General features: G+C 70.2%; 13 protein-coding genes. 8 read left to right on the top strand and 5 right to left on the bottom strand.

Annotation, left to right across the window (positions count from 1 at the left end):
* Nucleotides 1-11: 11 nt before the first annotated feature.
* Together VZQ01_RS11930 and VZQ01_RS11925 are read left to right on the top strand one after the other, a co-directional pair.
* Nucleotides 12-3,032, top strand: coding sequence for an amino acid adenylation domain-containing protein (locus tag VZQ01_RS11930; RefSeq protein WP_408891686.1), 3,021 nt, complete (start codon nucleotides 12-14; stop codon nucleotides 3,030-3,032).
* Nucleotides 3,033-3,153: 121 nt separating this feature from the next.
* Nucleotides 3,154-7,092 (top strand): non-ribosomal peptide synthetase, encoded by a 3,939-nt coding sequence (locus VZQ01_RS11925; RefSeq protein ID WP_426747863.1) that lies wholly within the window; start codon nucleotides 3,154-3,156, stop codon nucleotides 7,090-7,092.
* Nucleotides 7,093-7,249: 157 nt separating this feature from the next.
* Here VZQ01_RS11925 and VZQ01_RS11920 read toward each other — a convergent pair whose 3' ends face one another.
* Nucleotides 7,250-7,690 carry a hypothetical protein gene (locus VZQ01_RS11920; RefSeq protein WP_046711455.1) on the bottom strand — a complete coding sequence of 147 codons (441 nt, stop codon included), beginning with the start codon at nucleotides 7,688-7,690 and terminating at the stop codon, nucleotides 7,250-7,252.
* 51 nt (nucleotides 7,691-7,741) lie between these two features.
* Nucleotides 7,742-9,394: a GTPase HflX gene (gene hflX / locus VZQ01_RS11915; protein ID WP_141332144.1), complete on the bottom strand. Its 1,653-nt coding sequence runs from the start codon at nucleotides 9,392-9,394 to the stop codon at nucleotides 7,742-7,744.
* A gap of 163 nt (nucleotides 9,395-9,557) precedes the next feature.
* On the opposite strand from hflX, the gene proB reads away from it, so the two are divergent.
* Nucleotides 9,558-10,685 carry a glutamate 5-kinase gene (gene proB, locus VZQ01_RS11910; RefSeq protein ID WP_223746389.1) on the top strand — a complete coding sequence of 376 codons (1,128 nt, stop codon included), beginning with the start codon at nucleotides 9,558-9,560 and terminating at the stop codon, nucleotides 10,683-10,685.
* Between the two features lie 10 nt (nucleotides 10,686-10,695).
* Here proB and VZQ01_RS11905 read toward each other — a convergent pair whose 3' ends face one another.
* Nucleotides 10,696-11,160 carry a hypothetical protein gene (locus VZQ01_RS11905; RefSeq protein WP_141332142.1) on the bottom strand — a complete coding sequence of 155 codons (465 nt, stop codon included), beginning with the start codon at nucleotides 11,158-11,160 and terminating at the stop codon, nucleotides 10,696-10,698.
* A gap of 246 nt (nucleotides 11,161-11,406) precedes the next feature.
* Between VZQ01_RS11905 and VZQ01_RS11900 the strand changes: the two genes are divergently transcribed.
* The 5 genes from VZQ01_RS11900 to acnA all read left to right on the top strand — a co-directional run bounded on the left by VZQ01_RS11900 (nucleotide 11,407) and on the right by acnA (nucleotide 19,305).
* The gene (locus tag VZQ01_RS11900) at nucleotides 11,407-12,435 is read left to right on the top strand and encodes a helix-turn-helix transcriptional regulator (protein WP_223746390.1); all 1,029 of its coding nucleotides are present in this window, start codon (nucleotides 11,407-11,409) and stop codon (nucleotides 12,433-12,435) included.
* Nucleotides 12,432-13,361: a helix-turn-helix transcriptional regulator gene (locus VZQ01_RS11895; protein WP_141332140.1), complete on the top strand. Its 930-nt coding sequence runs from the start codon at nucleotides 12,432-12,434 to the stop codon at nucleotides 13,359-13,361. Before VZQ01_RS11900 ends, VZQ01_RS11895 begins: the two co-directional genes overlap by 4 nt.
* Before the next feature lie 6 nt (nucleotides 13,362-13,367).
* Nucleotides 13,368-14,969, top strand: a complete 1,602-nt coding sequence (locus tag VZQ01_RS11890) for an FHA domain-containing protein (protein WP_223746391.1) — start codon at nucleotides 13,368-13,370, stop codon at nucleotides 14,967-14,969.
* Nucleotides 14,970-15,107: 138 nt separating this feature from the next.
* Nucleotides 15,108-16,355, top strand: coding sequence for a phospholipase D-like domain-containing protein (locus VZQ01_RS11885; protein WP_370640318.1), 1,248 nt, complete (start codon nucleotides 15,108-15,110; stop codon nucleotides 16,353-16,355).
* 214 nt (nucleotides 16,356-16,569) lie between these two features.
* A complete protein-coding gene (acnA, locus tag VZQ01_RS11880; RefSeq protein WP_426747861.1) occupies nucleotides 16,570-19,305 on the top strand; it encodes an aconitate hydratase AcnA in 2,736 nt (911 codons plus the stop codon).
* Between the two features lie 105 nt (nucleotides 19,306-19,410).
* Here acnA and VZQ01_RS11875 read toward each other — a convergent pair whose 3' ends face one another.
* Together VZQ01_RS11875 and VZQ01_RS11870 are read right to left on the bottom strand one after the other, a co-directional pair.
* Complete coding sequence (locus tag VZQ01_RS11875; RefSeq protein WP_141325897.1) at nucleotides 19,411-19,833, bottom strand: HD domain-containing protein; 423 nt, start codon at nucleotides 19,831-19,833, stop codon at nucleotides 19,411-19,413.
* A gap of 91 nt (nucleotides 19,834-19,924) precedes the next feature.
* Entirely contained in the window at nucleotides 19,925-20,524 is a 600-nt protein-coding gene (locus VZQ01_RS11870) for a hypothetical protein (protein WP_223746394.1), read from the bottom strand.

Here is a 20,524-nt window from a genome sequence, read left to right as displayed (position 1 = left end):
GGAGGCCTCTCGTGTCGAACAAATCCGTGCTCGACGGCTTTCGTCGTCAGTGTGCCCTCAATCCCAGTGCCCCCGCGGTGGTGGGGCTCCGTGAGCGCCTCTCCTATGCGGAGCTGGACGCGAGGAGCAGCAAGGTCGCGGCCCATCTCCAGGCGCGAGGTGTCGCCAGGGGCTCCTTGGTGCCCGTGGTGACCGAGCACTCGGAGAGCCTCATCGTCGCTTTCCTGGCCGTCATGAAGGCGGGCGCGGCGTACGTGCCCATCGACAAGGCCTTCCCGGACCGCCGCAAGCAAGCCATTGCCAGCCAATGTGATGCGCCCCTCGTGCTCTCCACCACGTCCTCGACCATGACGTTGCCGGGCTGGGAGGTGCAATCCCTCGATGAGCTGCTGCGCCAGGCGCCCGTGAAGGCCTTCCGTGAAGTGGACATCCAGGGGCATGACGCGGCCTATGCCATCTTCACGTCGGGGACCACGGGGCAGCCGAAGGGCGTGGTCATCGAGCACCACTCCCTGGCGAAGCTGGTGCGGTGGCACAACGCCCGGTTCGACATGGGGCCTGGCAGTCACACGCTGTTGATGGCCAGCGTGGCCTTCGATGTCTCGCAATGGGAGGTGGGCTCCGCCCTGGCGGCGGGGGCTTGCATCCACGTGCTCACGGACGACATCCGTCTGGACGTGGGGGCCTTGCTGGCGTTCTACGCCGAGCACGGCATCACCCACGCCTTCCTCCCGACGGTGATGGTGCCAGACTTCGTCGGAAGGTCCGCACACCAGAAGCTGGCCCTGCGCTACCTCTTCACCGGGGGCGAGAAGCTCCATCCGGTGGAGACCGAGGGACTCTCCTACACCCTGGTGGACTATTACGGACCGACGGAGACCACCATCTTCGTCACCCACCGGGTGGTGGAGAGCAGGCGCCTGAACCGGCCCGCCTCCATCGGGACGCCCGTCGCCGGCGCCGAGGTCTTCATCCTGGATGAGCGACTGGAGGTGGTGCCTTGGGGGGAGGCGGGGGAGTTGTGCATCGCGGGTGACTGCCTGGGGCGCGGCTATCTCGGAGATGCCGTGCTGACGGCCGAGCGCTTCGTCACGCCGCCTTCGCTCGGTGGCCGCGTCTATCGCACGGGGGACCTGGCGCGTGGGCTGCCGGATGGGAGCATCCAGTTCCTCGGGCGACAGGATGAGCAGATCAAGATTCGCGGCAATCGCGTGGAGATGGGCGAGGTGGAGTCCGTCCTCATGCGCGGCCCGGCGCTCAAGGCCGCCGCGGTACTGGTCGATGACTCCGCGGGTCCCTCCAACAAGCGACTGGTGGCGTTCGTCTCGCCGCGTGACACCCAGGTCCCCACCTCGACGCTCATCGCGAGCCTGAGGGCGGCGCTGCGCGTGGAGCTGCCCGACTTCATGCTGCCTGGCCAGTACCTCTGTCTGGCCTCGCTCCCCACCACCGCCAATGGCAAGACGGACAAGCAGGCCCTGCGGGAGATGCTGCGGACCTCCACGGTGCGGACGCAGGGCGAGGAGGCGTTCTCCGGCGAACTGGAGAAGAGCCTCGCCAGCGCCTGGACGGAGGTCCTCGGCCACTCCGGGTTCACGGCGGACGACAGCTTCTTCGAGGTGGGAGGGCACTCGTTGCTGGCCTCCACGCTCGCCGCCAGCGTCTCCCGTCGTCTCGGGCTGAAGGCCTACATTCGTGATGTCTACGAGCACAGGACCGTTCGGAAGCTCGCCTCGGCGCTGGAGCCGCGAGCCGCGCACGGGGGCGCGATGCATGACCCGGAGCCCCTGCGCGCGCTCCGGGAGGATGTCTGGCTCCTGCCCGGCACGGACTTCTCCTCGGGCTTCGACCCCGGGCGGCTCGCGCGGCCGCGGCACATCCTGCTCACGGGGGCCACGGGCTTCGTGGGCGTCCACCTGCTGTCGGAGTTGCTCTCGCGCAACGACGCCGACGTCCATTGTCTGGTGCGCGATGTCAGCGACGCGCTGGGACGCGCGCGGCTGCGACAGGTGGTCGACCACTATCAGGTGCCGCTGAGCGAGCGTGACTGGGAGCGGGTGCGGGTCCATGCCGGAGACATCGCCGCGCCCCGCTTCGGGATGTCCGAGGAGGACTACCGCCAGCTGTCCGCGTCGGTGGACGTCATCTACCACTCGGCTGGCGCGGTGAACTTCATCGAGCCCTACTCCCAGATGAAGCGCGACAACGTCGAGGGCGTGCGGCAGGTGATTGCCTTCGCCGGCCATCAGCGGGTCAAGGCGCTGATGCTGTTCTCGACGCTCTCCATCCACAGCTGGGGCAACCGGCTCACCGGCAAGAAGGTGATGCGGGAGACGGACGACATCGACCAGAACCTCCCCGCCGTCATCTCCGACATCGGCTACGCGAGCAGCAAGTGGGTGATGGAGAAGATCGCCGACCTCGCGCAGTCGCAGGGCCTGCCCTTGATGACGTTCCGTCTGGGCTACGCGACGTTGCACAGCCGCACGGGCGCCTTCGCCAGCTACCAGTGGTGGGGACGGCTGGTCAGCACCTGCCTCATCCTGGATGCCGTCCCGGACCTGCGGGGACTGCACGAGGGGTTGACCACGGTGGACTACATGACGTCGGCGATTGCCGTGATTGCCCGCGACCCGAAGGGGCTGGGCAAGAAGTTCCACGTCGCGCCCGCCCCGGAGCACGACCTGACGCTCCTGGAGTTCTTCGAGCGGGTGGGAAAGTCCCTGGGACGTCCCCTGCCGGTGGTGCCGTTCAAGGAATGGGTCTCCCTGTGGGACACGGACCCCGAGGCGCCCATCTTCCCGTTGCTGAGCATCTTCAGGGACCCCTTGAGTGGGGGACAGGCGATGGTGGAGCTGTACCAGGACAACTACGTCTGGGATTGCACCCATGTGCGCCAGCACCTGGCCGGCTCGGGGATTCAGGAGCCCACCTTCAACCCCGAGCTGCTCGGCTTCTACCTGGACAAGGTGCGCGGCAGCCCGGGGATGATGTCCTGGCGCCCCAAGCAGCGGTGGAAGGCGGCGGGCTGAGGCCGTTGCTCGAACCCGCACGTCGCTTGGCGCTATAAGTGTCGGCGGAGGTGCAGCCATGGCCGCGCCCGAGCCGAAGCGAGTGGTTGGGAGGGGGCGGGGGCTCCCTCCTCTGGTGCCCGTGTCGAGGGACACGGCCCCTCCGCTGTCCTTCGCCCAGCAGCGCCTGTGGTTCCTCTCTCAGGTGGACGCGGGAGGCTTCTCCTACAACGTGCCCTTCTTCGCGCGGCTCCAGGGGCGCCTGGATGTCCCGGCGCTGGAGCGCGCGTTGTCGGACCTGGTGCGACGGCACGAGTCCTTGCGCACCACGTTCGGCGAGGAGGCGGGGCGGCCGGTGCAGCACATCCTGCCCGACGTCGAGGTGACGCTGCGGGTGACGCAGGTCGCCGACGAGGCCGAGGCACGGCGCGAAGCGGAGGCGGAGACGCGGCGCCCGTTCGACCTGGGCACGGGGCCGATGCTGCGCGCCCGGCTGCTGCGCGTGGCGGAAGACGACCATGTGTTCCTCCTGATGCTGCACCATGTCTCCTGCGATGGGTGGTCGCTGGGCGTGCTGGAGCGCGACCTGCGGGAGCTTTACGCGGCCCACACCGAAGGGCGCGCGCCCGTGTTGCCCGCGCTGCCCATCCAGTACGCGGACCACGCGGTGTGGCAGCGCGACTGGCTGAAGGGGGAGCTGCTGGATGAGCAGCTCGCGTGGTGGACGGAGCTGCTGACGGGAGCCTCTCCCTCGCTGGAGCTTCCCCTGGACCGGCCCCGACCTCCCGTGCAGACCTTCCTGGGCGCCACCGTGGCGGTGCCGCTGTCTCCATCGCTCTCCCAGGCGGTGAAGGCCCTGGGGCGCGCCGAGAGCGTGACGCCGTTCATGCTGCTGCTCGCGTGCTTCCAGGTGTTGATGTCGCGCTACAGCGGACAGCGGGACGTGGTGGTGGGGACGCCCATCTCGGGACGCAACCGGCGCGAGCTGGAGAACCTCACCGGGTTCTTCGTCAACACGCTCGCGCCCCGTGTGGACGTGGACCCGGAGGAGTCCTTCCGTTCGCTCCTGGGCCGGGTGCGGCAGGTATGTCTGGGCGCCTATGCGCGACAAGACGTCCCGTTCGAGACGCTGGTGGAGGCGCTGCGCCCGCCGCGTGACTTGAGTCGCTCGCCGCTGTTCCAGGTGATGTTCGTCATCCAGGGGCCGCGCTCGCTGCCGTCGTTGCCGGGGTTGGTGGAGCAGGAGGTGTCCTTCGACTCCGGCATGTCGAAGTTCGACCTCATCTGCTTCCTGCGCGAGACGCCCGAGGGGTGGGTGGGCTTCTGGGAGTACAACACCGCGCTGTTCGACGCGGCGACGGCGCGGAGGATGGCGGGGCACTACGTCACGTTGTTGGAGGGGCTGGTGGCCGACCCGAGCGTGCGCGTCGGTGATGCGCCCTTGCTCGCGGAGTCGGAGCGGCGGGAGCTGCTGCGCGAGTGGAGCGGGCGCGAGACCCCGGACGCTGTCGCGGGGCTGATGCACGCGTGGGTCGAGGCCCAGGTGGCGCGCTCGCCTGACGCCGTGGCGGTGACGGATGGCGTGGCCTCGCTGACCTACGCCGAGCTGGAGCAGCGCGCGAACCAGCTCGCGCATCACCTGCTCGCGTTGGGGGTGACGCCTGGGAGCACGGTGGGCCTGTGCCTGGAGCGCGGTGATTTGGAGATGCCGGTGGCGGTGCTGGCCACGCTGAAGGCAGGCGCGGCGTTCCTTCCCCTGGACCCGAGCTATCCGGCACAGCGGCTGGCGCAGATGCTGGAGGACACGGGCGCGCCGGTGGTGCTGGTGCAGGGAGAGCTCGGACGCGCGCTTCCCGAGCATCCGGGGACGAGGCGGGTGCGCCTGGAGGATGAGGCCTCGCGAATCCGGACGAGGCCCGGACAGGCTCCAGCGCTGTCTCTGTCTCCCGAGACGCCCTGCTACTTCGTCTACACGTCGGGGAGCACGGGGCGTCCCAAGGGCATCCTCATGTCCCATCGCGCGGTGGGGAACATGCTGCGGTGGCTGCTCGCGCGCACCGTGGACCCGGGTGCGACGACGCTGCAGTTCGCGTCGCTGAACTTCGATGTGTCGTTCCAGGAGCTGTTCGGCACGTGGTGTCTGGGCGGCACGGTGTTGCTGGTGGGGGAGGCGGAGCGCAAGGACCCGGTGGCGCTGCTCGGGCGCATGGTGGCGCATGGAGTGGGGCGCTTGTATCTGCCCTTCGTGGCGCTCCAGGCGCTGTGCGAGGTGGCGCAGCATGAAGCGAAGCTGCCGCCCCTGCGCGAGGTGGTGACGGCGGGTGAGCAGTTGCAGGTGACGCCCGCGCTGGTGTCCTTCTTCGAGCGACTGCCGGGCTGCGTGCTGGAGAACCAGTATGGCCCGTCGGAGGCGCACGTCGTCACGGCCTGGAGGGCGCGTGGCCCGCCGTCGACCTGGCCCGCGTTGCCTCCCGTGGGGACGCCCATCTCCAACGTGAAGGTGTACGTGCTGGATGAGCGGGGCGCGCCGAGCCCCGTGGGCGTGGTGGGGGAGGTTTACGTCGGCGGCGCGAGCCTCGCGCACGGGTACTGGGGCAGGGCGGAGCTGACCGCGGAGCGCTTCATCCCGGATGCGATGAGCGAGGTGCCGGGGGCGCGGCTGTATCGCACGGGCGACAAGGCGCGGTGGCTCGGCGACGGGAACCTGGAGTTCCTGGGGCGCGTGGACGGACAGGTGAAGGTGCGTGGCTTCCGCGTGGAGCTGGGCGAGGTGGAGGTGGCGCTGAAGGCGCTGCCGGGCGTGAGGGACGCGGTGGTGGTGGCGAGGCAGGAAGAGGGCGGCGAGAAGCGACTGGTGGGCTACGTGGTGCACGAGGCGCCGTGTGACGTGGAGGTGCTGCGCGAGCGCCTCGAAGCACGGTTGCCGGAGTATCTGGTGCCGAGTGTGCTCGTGCGCCTGGACGCGCTGCCGCTGGCTCCCACGGGCAAGGTGGACCGCAAGGCGCTGCCCGCTCTGGGGTCGCTCCAGCGCGCGACACGTGAGGGACATCAGGAGCCTCGCGACGCACTGGAGCGCACGCTGGTGGGCGTGTGGGAAGAGGTGCTGGGAGTCCGTCCCGTGGGCGTGACGGAGGACTTCTTCGCGCTGGGTGGTCACTCGCTGATGGCCATCCGGCTGCTCGCGCGCATTCGCGGCGCGGTAGGCAGGAGCTTGCCGGTGGCCGCGCTCTTTCAGCGCGCGACGGTGGAGCACGTGGCCTCGGTGCTGCGACGTGAGTCGTCGTCCTGGACGCCGCTGGTGCGACTGACCGAGGGACGTGGACGTCGGCCCTTCTTCTGTGTGCATCCCGTGGGCGGCACGGTGCTGAGCTACGCGGAGCTCGCGAAGCACTTGGGGCCGGAGCAGCCGTTCCACGGGCTCGAGTCACGCGGGCTCGATAGTGAAGCGCCGCCCTGCGAGAGCATCCCCGAGATGGCGAGCCTCTACCTCGCGGCGATGCGAGACGTGCAGCCGCACGGGCCCTATCGGCTCGGAGGCTGGTCGATGGGCGCCAGCATCGCGTGGGAGATGGCGCACCAGCTCGAGGGGCGAGGAGAGCGAGTGGAGGTGCTCGCGCTCATCGACGGCTTCGTGCGCCCGTACGATGGAGACGGCGCCGCGCCAGGGCACGACGAGGCGCAGCGCTTCGGCGAGCTGTTCCACCTCGACCTGCTACGCGCGATGGGACATGGCGAAGCGGCCCAGAGCGCCGAGACACCCGAGGCACTGCTGCGCATCCTGGACGCTCACGCTCGAGAGCAGGGGAGTGGCGTCACACCGTCACTCAGTGCCCTGCGCCGCGTCTTCGAGGTGAACCTGTTGGCCGCGTGGAGTTACGTGCCTCGGCCCTACTCAGGGCCTGTCGTCTCCATCGAAGCGACGGGCACGCGCCGTGTTCACGGCTGGGAGCAGGTGGCGACAGGCGCGCTCACCGTGCACGCGATTGCAGGAGACCACTACTCCATCCTGCGCGCCCCCGACGTGGGACAGGTGGCGTCAGTCCTTCGGGGCTACCTGGACGAGGTCGAAGACAGTCCGTAGCCGGAGCGCCTGGCGCCGCGACGCAGCCACCACACGAGCAACGGACCGAGAGTGATGACAAGGAAGAGGCTGAAGTAGAGGAACATCTCCCCGGAGCTGGGGTAGTCGCAGTGAGCAATCGTGAACTGCATGCTTCCCCCCTCGTTCACAGACGACCTCAGTAGCGCCGGGCGCTCGCCTCGGGGGCGGCGCCACGGATGCGCCAGACCGTCAGGCGCTGCGAGTTGGTGTGGCTCACCACCATGCCGTCCTGCTGCATCTGCTCCAGCAAACGGTGGGTCTTCAGTCGGTCCAGCCCCACGGCCTTCGCCAGCACGTCACCCGGCAGTCCGGTGATGTTGCTGCGCAGCTCGTTGACGATGGCCTTCTTGAACTCGCTCTTCTGCAGGCCGTCCAGGTCCTGCGTCCTCCACGCCTGGAGGATGCCCGCGGCGATGAGCACCAGCGTCAGCACCGCCACCAGCGGGTAGATGATGTGGCTGTTCTGCTCCAAAATCTCGAAGTACTTCGGAGACATGGAGGAGACGGGACGGGTGTAGTCCGGCACCGCCTGGGCGAGCAGGACCGACGACAAGGTGGACGCGAGGGAGATGGACACGGCCCCCCGACTCTAGGGGGAGCCATGCCACCTCGCAACCCGCACGCCGCGTCAGACGATGCCCATCGACTCGGACGCCCCTTCTGCGAACAGCGTGGTGTCCGCCTTCGCCAGGAGGGTCTGCAGCCCGTCGCGCGTCTGGGCGCTGATGGCCACCCCGCCCCGCGAGCGAAGCAGCGACTCCACCTCCTCCGCAGAGAGCAGGTCCGCCTTGTTCCACACCATCAACCGGGGCTTCTCCATCAACCCCAGCGACGACAGGATCTTCTCCACCGCCTCCACCTGGTCGTCGCGCGCCGGGTCGCCCGCGTCCACCACGTGCAACAGGAGGCTCGCGTCGTACAGCTCCTCCAGCGTCGCGCGGAAGGCCGCCACCAGGTCCTTGGGCAGGTCCCGGATGAAGCCCACCGTGTCGGTGATGATGACCTCGCGCTCCTGCGGGAAGCGCAGCCTGCGGCTCGTCGGGTCCAGCGTGGCGAACAGCTTGTTCTCCGCCAGCACCTGCGCGTTCGTGATCGCGTTGAGCAGCGTGGACTTGCCCGCGTTGGTGTACCCGACGATGGAGATGACCGGCAGCTCGCGGCGGTTTCGCTGCGCCCGCCGCACGCTGCGCTCCCGGCCAATCGTGTCGATGCGCTTCTCCAGATGCGTGATTCGCTCGCGTACCCGGCGTCGGTCGATTTCCAGCTTCGTCTCACCGGGGCCGCGCCCGCCGATGCCGCCCGCGAGCCGGCTGAGCGAGTCATCGCTCTGCACCAACCGCGGCAGCCGGTACTTCAGCTGCGCCAGCTCCACCTGGAGCTTGCCCTCGGCGCTCTGCGCGCGCTGCGCGAAGATGTCGAGGATGAGCTGGGTGCGGTCCAGGACCTTGAGGCTGGTGGCCTCGCCGATGTGGCGCCCCTGCGAGGGGGTGAGGTCCTTGTCGAAGATGAGCAGGTCCACCATGGACTGCATCGAGCGCAGGTTCAGGTCCTCCAGCTTGCCCCGCCCGATGAGGTAGCGAGGGTCCGCCTCGCGCTTCACCTGGAGCACGCTGTCCACCACCTCCACGCCCGCGGTGCGCGCCAGCTCCCTGAGCTCCGCGAGGCTCGCCTCCGCCTGCGCCCGGTTGCCGTCCAGGCACACCGCCACGAGGATGGCCTTCTCCCGCCCACTCACCGCGCGCGCCGCCGCCTTGCGGTTGAACTCCTCCTCCAGCGCGTCCAGCGTGTCGATGAGGTCCGGCTGCTCCAGGTGCACGGAGGGCAGGGTGGTGACCTGCCAGAACTCACCCGTGCCGTTCTCCGGCACGAGGTGGGCGTAGTGCAGCACGCCCGGCAGCCCCTCCTGTCCCACGCCCACCGCGGCCACGCAGTCCAGGCGCAACAGCGCCAGGTCCGTCAGGTCGTCCTTGGTGAGCGGCTCGCTCTTGAGGTGCGTGTGCACCAGCCGCAGGCCACGCAGACGCACCTGGCCCGCACGCGCGCGGCCGATGTCCGGCAGCTCCAGCTTGTGGGCATTGCCCACCACCACGTGCTCGATTTCCCCCTTGCGGTTGATGAGCACGCCCACCTGTCGGTTCGTCTCGTGGGACAGCTCGGTGAGGTGGCGGGCGAGCTCGGGCGACACGATTTCGTGAGGCGACACGCGCCGGCGGAAGGTGTTCCGCAGCCGGTGTTGCTCGTTCGCCTTGAGGCCCAGGGTGTTGCCGTAGATTTCCTTCAAACGCTTGCTCTCCTGACGGAAGCCGGCTGACCCCGTCCTTCCCGGCACTTTATACGGCGCCCCAACGATGTGGCTGACACGCCCCTCCGGCCCGGGTTGCCGGAACCGTAGTGAACACACGGCCCTTGCGCCCTGTTTCCTTTTCCGTCCTACGCTCGCGGACGTGACTCACTCGGGACGTAACGCCCTGCGCGCCGCGAAGCGCGTGGTGGTGAAGATCGGCACCAACGCCCTCACGCACGCCACCGGCCGCTTCAACCGCGAGCACTTCGTGGCGCTGGGGGAGGACCTGCTGTGGGCGGCCCAGGGCCGCGAGCTGGTGGTGGTGTCCAGCGGCGCCATCGCCCTGGGCATGGAGCGGCTGGGCCTGGGCTCGCGCCCTCGCGACATCCCGGGCAAGCAGGCGTGCGCCGCGGTGGGACAGAGCCGGCTGATGCAGGCGTACGAGGACGTCTTCGGCGCCCAGGGACAGGCGGTGGCCCAGGTGCTGCTCACCCACGAGGACATGCGGGACCGGCGGCGCTACCTCAACGTGAAGCACACCCTGGAGCGCCTGTTGTCCGCGTCCGTGGTGCCCGTCATCAACGAGAACGACACTGTCTCCGTGGACGAGCTGAAGTTCGGTGACAACGACACGCTGGCGGGCCTGGTGGCCGGCGTGGTGGAGGCCGACGCGCTGGTGCTGCTCTCCGACGTGGAGGGCCTGTTCACCGCGGACCCCCGCCGCGACGCGGGCGCGCGCCTGCTGGACACCGTGGAGGAGGTCACCTCCGACGTCCTCGCGCTCGCGGGGGGCACCTCCAGCGGCGTGGGCACCGGCGGCATGGCGACCAAGGTCCGCGCCGCCGCGAGCGCCGCCGAGCAGGGCATCCGGGGCGTCATCACCTCGGGCGCCTTGCCCGGCCGGCTGCGCGCCGTGCTGGAGGGTGAGCCCATGGGCACCCTCTTCGAGCCCACCGGCGCGCGCCGGGGCTCCCGCGCCGCGTGGATTGCCCATGCGCTGCGGCCCCTGGGCACACTCACCGTGGATGCCGGCGCGCGCGAGGCCATCGTCCACGGCAAGCGCAGCCTCCTGCCCAGCGGCGTGAAGCAGGTGACGGGCGACTTCGACCGGGGCGACCCGGTGGACCTGGCGGACGCGTCCGGCGAGGTGTTCGCGCGGGGGCTGGCGTCCTACGGCGCGGACGAGCTGCGGCGCATCGCCGGACGGCGCACGTCGGACATCGAGTCCGTGTTGGGGTACCGCTACCTGGATGAGGCCGTGCACCGCGACGACCTGGCGGTGCTGTAGCCGGCGTGGATCAGATGGAGCAGGAGGTGCCGCTCTTGCCGCCGTCGGTGCCCAGCTGCATGAGGGCTCGGAACTCGGGCGAGTCCACCTTCATCAGGAGCAGCGACACTTCCAGCTCGCCCGGCACGCGGCCGAGCTGCAGCTTGCGCTGCTGGCCGTGGAGCAGCGCCAGCTCCGAGTGGCCCTTGGCCTCCGGCAGCAGCAGGTCCAGCTGGAGGAGGAAGGACTCGCCCTCGGCGCGCGGCATCAGCACCAGTCGGTAGTCCGCCGTGGCGGCGCCCGGGCGACGGCGCTCGGCGCGCAGCGTGCGGCCCGTCTCTCCGAGCAGCTTGGGCTGGGCCACCAGCCGCCCGTCGCGCCAGACCTCCACGGCGAAATAGAGGGGCTCGGCTTCAGCGGAGGCAGGCATCATCCCGCAGAACAACCCCACCAGCAGTGCCAGCCCGGCGACCACGTCACGGAAGGTGCGGTTCATGGAGAGGTCCCTTCTGAAGCTGGCGCAGGAATATCCCAAGTCGCGCCCATAGTGCGAGCCCTCCTTGGCGGGTTCAACCTTCCCACCTGTGTTGCAACCATCACACAATTAATTACCTGCTTGCCTGTTCAGTCCTGGGTGGCTATCAGCCTGGACGCGCGCGGGCCGGGCCGTTGTTTTCCTCCTGTCACGTGCCCCTTCCTTGACCCCCTGGGGTCCGCCCGGCATCGTCGCCGACCTTCCCGAATGGACCGCACCGAACGCATCCTCGACCTCGTGGCCCTCTTGCTCGACGCGCGCGAGCCCATCTCCTGGGCCGAGCTGCGCGAGCACTTCCCCGCTGATTACGGAGGCTCGGACGACGCCGCCGAGCGCAAGTTCGAGCGCGACAAGGCGGAGCTGGTGGAGCTGGGCTTCCCGCTCACCTACGTCCAGGGAGACGACGAGCGCCGCGACGGCTACATCGTCGACCGCGACGCCTACTACCTCCCGGAGGCGGACCTCACCAAGGAGGAGCTGGCCGTGCTCTACGCCGCCGGCTCCGCCGCGCTCACGTCCGGCGCCTTCCCCGGCCGCGATGACCTGGCGCACGCCCTGCGCAAGATTGGCTTCTTCGCCGGCCAGTCGCTGCCCACGCCCAGGGTCCGCATGGAGCTGGGCGCGGTGCAGGAGGGACAGGAGAAGGAGATCTCCGCCCGCCTGGAGCAGCTCTGGGACGCGTGCGCCGCGCGCAAGTGGGTGGAGATTTCCTACGCCAGCCCCAAGCACCCCCACGCCACCCAGCGCCGCGTGGACCCGTATGGCCTGGCGCTCCGGCGCGGCGTGTGGACGCTGGTGGGCCACTGCCAGTTGCGCGGCGGCCTGCGCACCTTCCATGTCCACCGCGTGCGCGAGCTGAAGGTGAACACCGCGCGCCCGCGCACCCCGGACTTCCAGGTGCCGGAGGACTTCTCGCTCGACAACCACGTGGCGTACTTCCCGTGGCAGCACCGCTTCCACGAGCCGCAGGAGGTGGTGCTGCGGCTGTCGGGCGCGCTGGCCTCGCGCGCCTCGGGCCTGTTCCCCGGCGCCGTGCTGGAGCAGGTGGCCGAAGGGGGCATCACCCGGGCCCACCTCAAGGTGAGCTTCCTGGATGGCCTGGTGCGCTTCTGCCTGTCGCTGGGGGCGGACTGCGTGGTGGAGGGACCCGAGAGCGCCTGTGCCCGCCTGCGGGAGATGGCCGCGCGCGTGGCCAACCGCCACGCGGACGCGCAGGAAGACAAGGTGAGCGCATGAGCAACGTCCACGAGCGGCTCCGCCGCCTGCTGTTCCTCGTCCCCTACGTGTCCAAGAACCCCGGCGTCACGGTGGAGGCGCTCGCGCGCGCCCTCAACGTCAGCCGGGAGGACCTGCTGGAGGAGCTGGACCTGCTCACGTGCGTGGGCCGGCCGCCCTTCAACCCGGACGACTACATCGACATCTACGTGGACAACGACCGCGTCTACGTGGACCTGGACCAGCGCCTGTTCGCGCCGCCCCGGCTGACGGCGGGGGAGGCCGCGGCCCTGGCCGCCGCGGCGGAGCTGCTCCGGCCGGCCTCCGGGGACGCGCTGCAGAGCGCCCTGCAGAAGCTGGAGCGCGTGCTGCCGCCCCAGGTGCGCGAGCGCTACCGGGAGATGTACCGGAAGATCGACGCCTCCGCCGAGGCGCCCCAGGCCCTGGGGCCGCTCACCCGTGCGATTCTCGAGCGGCGAGAAGTCACCTTCGGATATGCCAGCCCCGGACGCCCCGCCGAGCCCCGCAGGGTGCGCCCGTACGAGCTGCTCAGTCACCGGGGGCAGTGGTATCTGCAGGGCTTCTGCCACACCCGGCAGGACGCCCGACTGTTCCGGCTGGACCGGATGGAGGACCTGGCCGTCACCGACACCCCCTTCCTCCCCCCGCCCGATGCCCGGGCGGATGTCCCCAATCCCGCCCGGAGCCGCTCCGAGGCGTCCGTCCGCGTGCGCTTCTCGCCCGTGGCGGCGCCCTACGTGAAGGAGCGCTTCGGCCAGGACGCCCGCCCGCTCGCTGACGGGGGCGTGGAGGTCCTGGTGGCCGGCGACAGCGAGCGCTGGCTCACGCAGTGGGTGCTGTCCTTCGGGGGCGAGGCGGAGGTGATGGAACCCGTCTCCGCGCGAGCCGCCGTTGCCCGAGCGGCGCGAGCCTCGATAGGATTGTAGAGCCCCATGCCTTTCCAGCTGACGATCTCCGAGGGAAAAGACGCCGGCAAGGAGTTCGTCTTCGACCAGGACTCCGTGCTCATCGGTCGTACGTCCGAATGCGACGTCGTGCTGTACGACCCAGGTGTCTCCCGCCGCCACTGCCGCCTGTTCCTCGACGGTGACGCCTACAGCGTCGAGGACCAGGGCAGCGCCAATGGCACCTTGCTCAATGGCACCTCCGTGCAGACGCAGGCCCTGGAGGACGGCGACAAGCTGACCCTGGGGCCGGTGACGTTCGTCTTCACGCTGATGACGGCCGACGCCGCCACCGGCGAGGAGGAGATTCCCGCTGGCGCCGAGGACGGCGCGAACAGCACGCGCATCGTGTCCGTGGACGCGCTCAAGCGTCAGCGCAACAAGGGCGTGGCCCTGGCCCCCGAGGGCGCCGACGAGCAGTCCCTGGCGGAGATGCGCCAGGGCGCCACGCGCAACAACCTCCGGGCCCTGCGTCCGGCCGGCCAGAGTGGCGCGCGCGCCGCGCTGCCCGCGTCGGCGTCGGCGGAGGCCCCCGCGGCCATCGAGCGCGCCGCGTCCTCCGCCCCCGCGCGCGCCCGTCCCGGCACGGGGGCTTCAGCGCCCGTGCGCTCCAGGCCGACCTCCAACGCGGGCGCCGCCAGCGGCCTGTCCGCCGCCGAGCGCGCCCGCATCCGCCGCGAGTCGCCGGGCCTGGTCGCCAGCGCGAAGCTGTTCTGGGCGGACGCCACCAACATGGTGCGCGGCGGCATCATCGGCGGCGCCGTGGTGCTGGTGCTGGGCATCTTCGGCCTCCTGTACTGGCTGGTGCTCAGCGGCGTGGACACGGGCCCCGTGGGCGAGGAGCCCGCGATGCTCACCGGGCAGCCCATCCGCGACTCGTTCGGCCTGGGGCCGGACGTGACGTGGAACCGCCCGGACATGAAGATCTTCGAGTGGGAGTACACCGCCGCCACCCGCGCGGTGGTCATCCTCCACTACCAGGCGCAGGGCATCTCCAAGGACGAGGTGATGGTGAGCGTCAACGGCGTGGACGTGGGCAAGGTGCCCCCGGACACGCTGGCCAGCCAGGACCGCTCCCTGGAGCTGATGATTCCCGCCCAGCACCTGAAGAAGGGCGAGCCCAACCGCATCGTCTTCGACAACACGAAGAACCCGCCGGGTGAGGACCCCTGGCGCATCTGGAACGTGTGGGTGGAGCGCGCGCTCCTGCCGGACCTGCTCCCCGAGGAGCTGGTGCGCCAGGCCAGCGAGTCCTACAAGCGCGGCCGCAAGAACAGCGACACGCCGGACATCGGCGCGCGCAACCGCTACGAGGCCTGGAAGGGCTTCCGCGAGGCGTGGCTGATGCTGGAGGCCCACCCGGAGCCCAAGCCGGACCTCTACTACGAGGCCCGCGAGCGCATGCAGACCGCGCAGCAGGAGCTGGACCGCACCTGCGCCAAGCTCCTGCTCGAGGTGGAGAAGTACTACAACCAGGGCAACTACAAGGGCGCCGCCGCCACCCTGGACCACGTGAAGCAGTACTTCCCCGAGTACGACCAGCCGTGTGCCACGCGCGCCGAGAACAAGCGCGCCGAGTACGGGCTGTAGTCGTCGCGGGTTTTCGCCGGGATGCACCGTCCTGCACAGGACGGTGCATCACCCCGAGGGGCCGTCCGCGGGGCCCGTCGGGTTGCCGGCGCGAGGGGCCGTCCTCACCGTAAGGTCGCCATGCGCGACCTGGAGGTCATGAGCGAGAGGACGGGTGTCTCGGGTGAGGAGCCGCCCGAGGCCGGCTGTTCTCAGGGCCCCCTGCCGGAGCAGGCGCCCGTCTGGAGCCCTGGTGTCTCCAGCCTCCTGCTGGCGCGCTACTACCTGCCGCGCGGCCACTCGGTGGTCCGGGGCAACGCGTGCGAGCTGCTCCGCGACGGCGTGGAGGCCTATCCGGCGATGCTGGACGCCATCCGCCGGGCGCGGCGCTACATCCGCCTGGAGACGTACATGTTCATCACCGACGCCGTCGGTGAGCTGTTCGGCCAGGCGCTCGCGGAGGCGGCCGAGCGGGGCGTGCACGTGAAGGTGCTCTACGACGCGGTGGGCTCGTGGACCAGCCGCAAGTCGTACTTCGACACCCTGCGCCAGCGCGGCGTGGACATCCGCCCCTTCAAGCCCTTCAACCTGTCGCGCGGCTGGCGCCACCTGCTGCGCCGGGACCACCGCAAGATCCTCATCGTCGACGGGGAGGTGGCCTTCACCGGGGGCGTCAACATCTCCGCGCACTGGGCGCCGGCGGGGGAGGGCGGCGGCTGGCGCGATGACGTGCTGCGCATCGAAGGGCCCGCGGTGCACGCGCTGGAGCGCCGCTTCCTCGCCACGTGGCGGATGATGTTCCAGGACCGCTTCCACCGCTGGGCCACGGGCCTGGGGCGGCTGCGGCGCCGGCGGGGCGGGGGCGCGCGGGGCCAGGTGGGGCTGGCGGTGCTGTCCAGCCGCCGCAGCATCCACCGGGCCTACCTGCACGCCATCCAGCGCTCGCGCAAGAGCGTGCTCATCGCCGCGGCCTACTTCGTGCCGGACCGGCGGCTCGTCGCCGCGCTGCGCGACGCGGCCCGGCGGGGCGTGGAGGTGAGCCTCTTGCTCAACGCCCGCTCGGACCACCCCCTCCTCGAGTTCGTCACCCGCGCCTTCTACGAGAAGCTGCTGGGCGCGGGCGTGCGCATCTTCGAGTGGCAGCGCGGCGTGCTCCACGCGAAGACGGCCGTCGTGGACGGGGCCTGGGGCACCCTGGGCTCGTTCAACCTGGAGCGGCTGAGCCTGGCCTTCAACCACGAGGTCAACGCCGTCTTCGCCGACCCGCGCCTGGGCCGGCAGTTGGAGGAGTCCTTCCGGACGGACTGTGGCGACTGCCGCGAGGTGACGCTGGCGGAGTTCCGCCGCCGGCCCCTGTGGCGCAAGCTGCTGGAGCGCGCCCTGTACGCCCTGCGCAAGGTGCTCTGAGGGCCCGCCCCGGGGTTGTCCTGGGGCTGCCCCGCCGTGACGCAAGAGGTGTCGCGGACGACATTCCCCCAGCGGGACGCATGGTTCCGATGAGCGGGGCTGGACCCTTGCTGGGTCAACCGTCCATCGCCGGATGCGTGTGCAGGAACCCTTTGCAACGCGTCAAAGGCGAGCCTAGAAGTCCCCACATCCTGCGCACGGAAGGGCACCGCACATGACCGACAGTTTCGGCACGAAGTCCAAGCTCCAGGTGGGCTCGGCCACCTATGACTACTTCAGCCTGAGCAAGCTGGCCAAGGCCCACCCGTCGGTGGACCGCCTGCCCTTCTCGCTGAAGGTGCTGCTGGAGAACCTGCTGCGCAACGAGGACGGGCGCGTCGTCAAGCGCGAGCACGTGGAGAAGATGCTCGCGTGGGACCCCAAGGCCACCCCGGACGTGGAGATCTCCTTCCACCCCGCGCGCGTGCTGCTGCAGGACTTCACCGGCGTCCCCGCCGTCGTGGACCTGGCCGCCATGCGTGAGGCGCTCGCCTCCATGGGCGGCGACCCGTCGAAGATCAACCCGCGCAACCCCGCCGACCTGGTCATCGACCACTCGGTGCAGATCGACTCCTTCGCGACGACGGCGGCCTTCAAGGAGAACGCGGAGCTGGAGTTCGAGCGCAACCGCGAGCGCTACGCCTTCCTGCGCTGGGGCCAGAGCGCGTTCAAGGGCTTTGGCGTCGTCCCGCCGGACATCGGCATCTGCCACCAGGTGAACCTGGAGTTCCTGGCGCAGGTGACGTTCCGCCAGGGCAGCACCGTGTACCCGGACACGCTGGTGGGCACCGACAGCCACACCACGATGATCAACGGCCTGGGCGTGGTGGGCTGGGGCGTGGGCGGCATCGAGGCGGAGGCCGCGCTGCTCGGCCAGCCGATTACCATGCTCATCCCCCAGGTGGTGGGCTTCAAGCTCACCGGCCAGCTGCCCGCGGGCGCCACGGCGACGGACCTGGTCCTCACCGTCACGCAGATGCTCCGCAAGAAGGGCGTGGTCGGCAAGTTCGTGGAGTTCTACGGCAGCGGCCTCAAGGGCCTGTCCCTGCCGGACCGCGCGACCATCGCCAACATGGCGCCCGAGTACGGCGCCACCATCGGCTTCTTCCCGGTGGACGAGGAGAGCCTCAACTACCTGCGCTTCACCGGCCGCCCCGAGGCCGTCGTGGCCCTCACGGAGGCGTACGCGAAGGAGCAGGGCCTGTGGCTCGCCGCCGACGCGAAGGACCCCGTCTTCAGCGACACGCTGGAGCTGGACCTGTCCACCGTGGTGCCCAGCCTCGCCGGCCCCAAGCGCCCGCAGGACCGCGTGCCCCTCAAGGACATGAAGTCCGGCTACGAGAAGTCGCTCGTGGAGATGCTCTCCGCCGGCAAGAGCAAGGGCGAGGATGACGAGGGTGGCGGCAAGGCCAAGGCGGCCCCCGCGGCCGAGGTCCCCGCGGAGCGGCTGGCCCAGAGCGTCACCGTGAAGCAGGGCCGCCAGAGCTACCAGCTGGGCCACGGCGCGGTGGTCATCGCGTCGATTACGTCCTGCACCAACACGTCCAACCCGGCGGTGCTGGTGGGCGCGGGCATCCTGGCCAAGAAGGCCGTGGAGCGGGGCCTCAACCCCAAGCCCTGGGTGAAGACCAGCCTGGCGCCGGGCAGCCGCGTCGTCACCGAGTACCTGCGTGACTCCGGCCTGCTGCCGTACCTGGAGGCCGTGGGCTTCCACGTGGTGGGCTACGGCTGCACCACCTGCATCGGCAACTCGGGTCCGCTGACGGAGCCCGTCGCCAACGCCGTCGTCGAGGGCGACCTCGTGGTGGCCGCGGTGCTCTCCGGCAACCGCAACTTCGAGGGCCGCATCAACCCGCACGTGCGCATGAACTACCTGGCGAGCCCCCCGCTCGTGGTGGCGTACGCGCTGGCGGGCGAGGTGGGGTTGGATTTGGACACGCAGCCCTTGGGCACGGACCCGAACGGCCGCGAGGTGTTCCTCAAGGACATCTGGCCCACCAACGACGAAATCAAGGCGGTCATCCGCGCGTCGGTGAAGCCCGAGCAGTTCCGCAGCCAGTACGCCAACGCCATGGAGGGCGACGCGCTCTGGCAGCAGCTGCCCGTGGGCAAGGGCTCCACGTTCCAGTGGGATGAGAAGTCCACCTACGTGCGCAAGCCGCCCTTCTTCGAGAACCTGCCGAAGGAGCCCAAGGCCACGCAGGACATCAAGGGCGCGCGCGTGCTGGCGCTGCTGGGTGACTCCGTGACGACGGACCACATCTCGCCCGCGGGCAACATCGCCAAGACGAGCCCGGCGGCCAAGTACCTGATGGCCGAGGGCGTGGAGCCCAAGGACTTCAACTCCTACGGCGCGCGCCGCGGCAACCACGAGGTGATGGTGCGCGGCACCTTCGCCAACATCCGCCTGAAGAACCTGCTGGTGCCCGGCGTGGAGGGGGGCGTCACCGTCCACATCCCCACCCGCGAGCGGATGAGCATCTACGACGCGTCCATGAAGTACCAGGCGGACGGCACGCCGCTGGTGGTGCTGGCCGGCGCCGAGTACGGCACGGGCTCCAGCCGTGACTGGGCCGCCAAGGGCACGCAGCTGCTCGGCGTGAAGGCCGTCATCGCCAAGAGCTTCGAGCGCATCCACCGCTCCAACCTCGTCGGCATGGGCGTGCTGCCCCTGCAGTTCGAGGCGGGCCAGGACGCGCAGTCGCTCGGCCTCACCGGCCACGAGGCGTTCGAAATCACCGGAGTCGCGCAGGACCTGGCGCCGCAGAAGAAGCTCACCGTGAAGGCCACGGGCGAGGGCGGCGAGAAGAGCTTCACGGTGGTGTGCCGCATCGACACGCCCAACGAGCTCGACTACTACCGCCACGGCGGCATCCTGCAGTACGTGCTGCGCCAGCTGGCGAAGGCGTAGCGCGCCGCGAAGACGAAGACGAGACGGGCCCCGCTTTCCTCGGCGGGGTGCCGGCTCACACGACGGCCCGGAGTGCCCGCTGCGGCGCTCCGGGCCGTGGTGTCTTCAGAGCTGCTTCAGGCGCGCCCAGGCGGCGCGGTAGCGCGCCAGCCGGTCCAGGTCCTTCGCCGTCACCTGGGTGAGGCGGCGCACGTCCATGTTGTCCTCCAGGTCCGCCAGCTTCACCCGGCGCGCCAGCGGGTCCGGGCGCAGCCGCTCGATGAAGGCCTCGTAGGACTCCTCCTGGCGGCGGGTGAGGCCCTCCAGCGCGCGCAGGACGGGCTCCGCGTAGCCCTGCTCGCGCAGGCGCTCAATCGTCCAGGGCGTGTCCTCCACCACGTCGTGGAGGATGGCGACGGTGCGCTCCTCCTCCGTCTCCAGCTTCAGCATCAGCCGCAGCGGGTGCAGGATGTAGGGCTGTCCGGCCTTGTCCCGCTGCCCGCGGTGCGCCTCCACCGCGAGGGCAATCGCGTCTTCGAGCGTGCGCATTCCAGGTGTCCTCCGTGACGGGAGGCCCAGGATGTCGCCGCGGGAGGCCGGGGCGTCGCGCGTGGGTGGGGCCCCCTCGCGCGACGCGTCGTCAGTTGCAGTTGCCGGAGCCCGAGCCCGCGGTGCCCTGGGCGCAGTTGGTGCCGCCTCCGCCGTTGTAGCTGAGCAGGCCCTCGAGCGCGAGCTGGGTGGGCGTCTGGGCACCGTCCGCGCGGCGGGGGCGCAGCGTCTCGGAGATGCAGATGGCGCCCACCAGCGCCACCTGGTCGTTGTCCCGCCGCCAGTCGACCGTCAGTGGCGCGAACTCGTCCTCGTTGTCGCGGATGTAGATGTAGACGTCGGGCTTGCCGTCGCCGTCCACGTCCGCGAAGAGCTCCGGGTGGTTGGAGCGCAGGGTCGGGTCGGCGGGGTTGGCCGGGTTCGGGTTGAAGCTGGAGCGCACCGGGTCATAGACGGCAGGCTGGGACAGGTAGGTGTTCCAGCTGGGGTAGTTGCGCCCGAAGTAGCTGCGCGCGAGCTGCAGGCCGCTGTCCGCGCAGCTCTGGCGCTGGCTGGCGCGGCTGCTGGCCACGGCGCGGATGCGCTCGCCGCCCGCGTACATCATCAGGCTGGCCACCAGGCCCAGCAGCACGGTGACGAGCAGGACCACCACCAGCAGCGTGGCCCCGCGAGGGGAGGGAGGGGTGCGCAT

The sequence above is a fragment of the Myxococcus faecalis genome, assembly GCF_050039385.1.
In the GTDB taxonomy this organism is placed as follows: domain Bacteria; phylum Myxococcota; class Myxococcia; order Myxococcales; family Myxococcaceae; genus Myxococcus; species Myxococcus fulvus.
The sequence above is the reverse complement of the archived record's forward strand: the minus strand, read 5'-3'. Positions and strand labels throughout refer to the sequence as shown.

Excerpts from the sequence above, each read along its gene's own strand:
- VZQ01_RS11885 (WP_370640318.1), top strand. The coding sequence starts at position 15,108 with ATGAGCGAGAGGACGGGTGTCTCGGGTGAGGAGCCGCCCGAGGCCGGC.
- VZQ01_RS11905 (WP_141332142.1), bottom strand. The coding sequence starts at position 11,160 with ATGAACCGCACCTTCCGTGACGTGGTCGCCGGGCTGGCACTGCTGGTG.
- VZQ01_RS11890 (WP_223746391.1), top strand. The coding sequence starts at position 13,368 with ATGCCTTTCCAGCTGACGATCTCCGAGGGAAAAGACGCCGGCAAGGAG.
- VZQ01_RS11900 (WP_223746390.1), top strand. The coding sequence starts at position 11,407 with ATGGACCGCACCGAACGCATCCTCGACCTCGTGGCCCTCTTGCTCGAC.
- VZQ01_RS11870 (WP_223746394.1), bottom strand. The coding sequence starts at position 20,524 with ATGCGCACCCCTCCCTCCCCTCGCGGGGCCACGCTGCTGGTGGTGGTC.
- VZQ01_RS11895 (WP_141332140.1), top strand. The coding sequence starts at position 12,432 with ATGAGCAACGTCCACGAGCGGCTCCGCCGCCTGCTGTTCCTCGTCCCC.
- VZQ01_RS11875 (WP_141325897.1), bottom strand. The coding sequence starts at position 19,833 with ATGCGCACGCTCGAAGACGCGATTGCCCTCGCGGTGGAGGCGCACCGC.
- acnA (WP_426747861.1), top strand. The coding sequence starts at position 16,570 with ATGACCGACAGTTTCGGCACGAAGTCCAAGCTCCAGGTGGGCTCGGCC.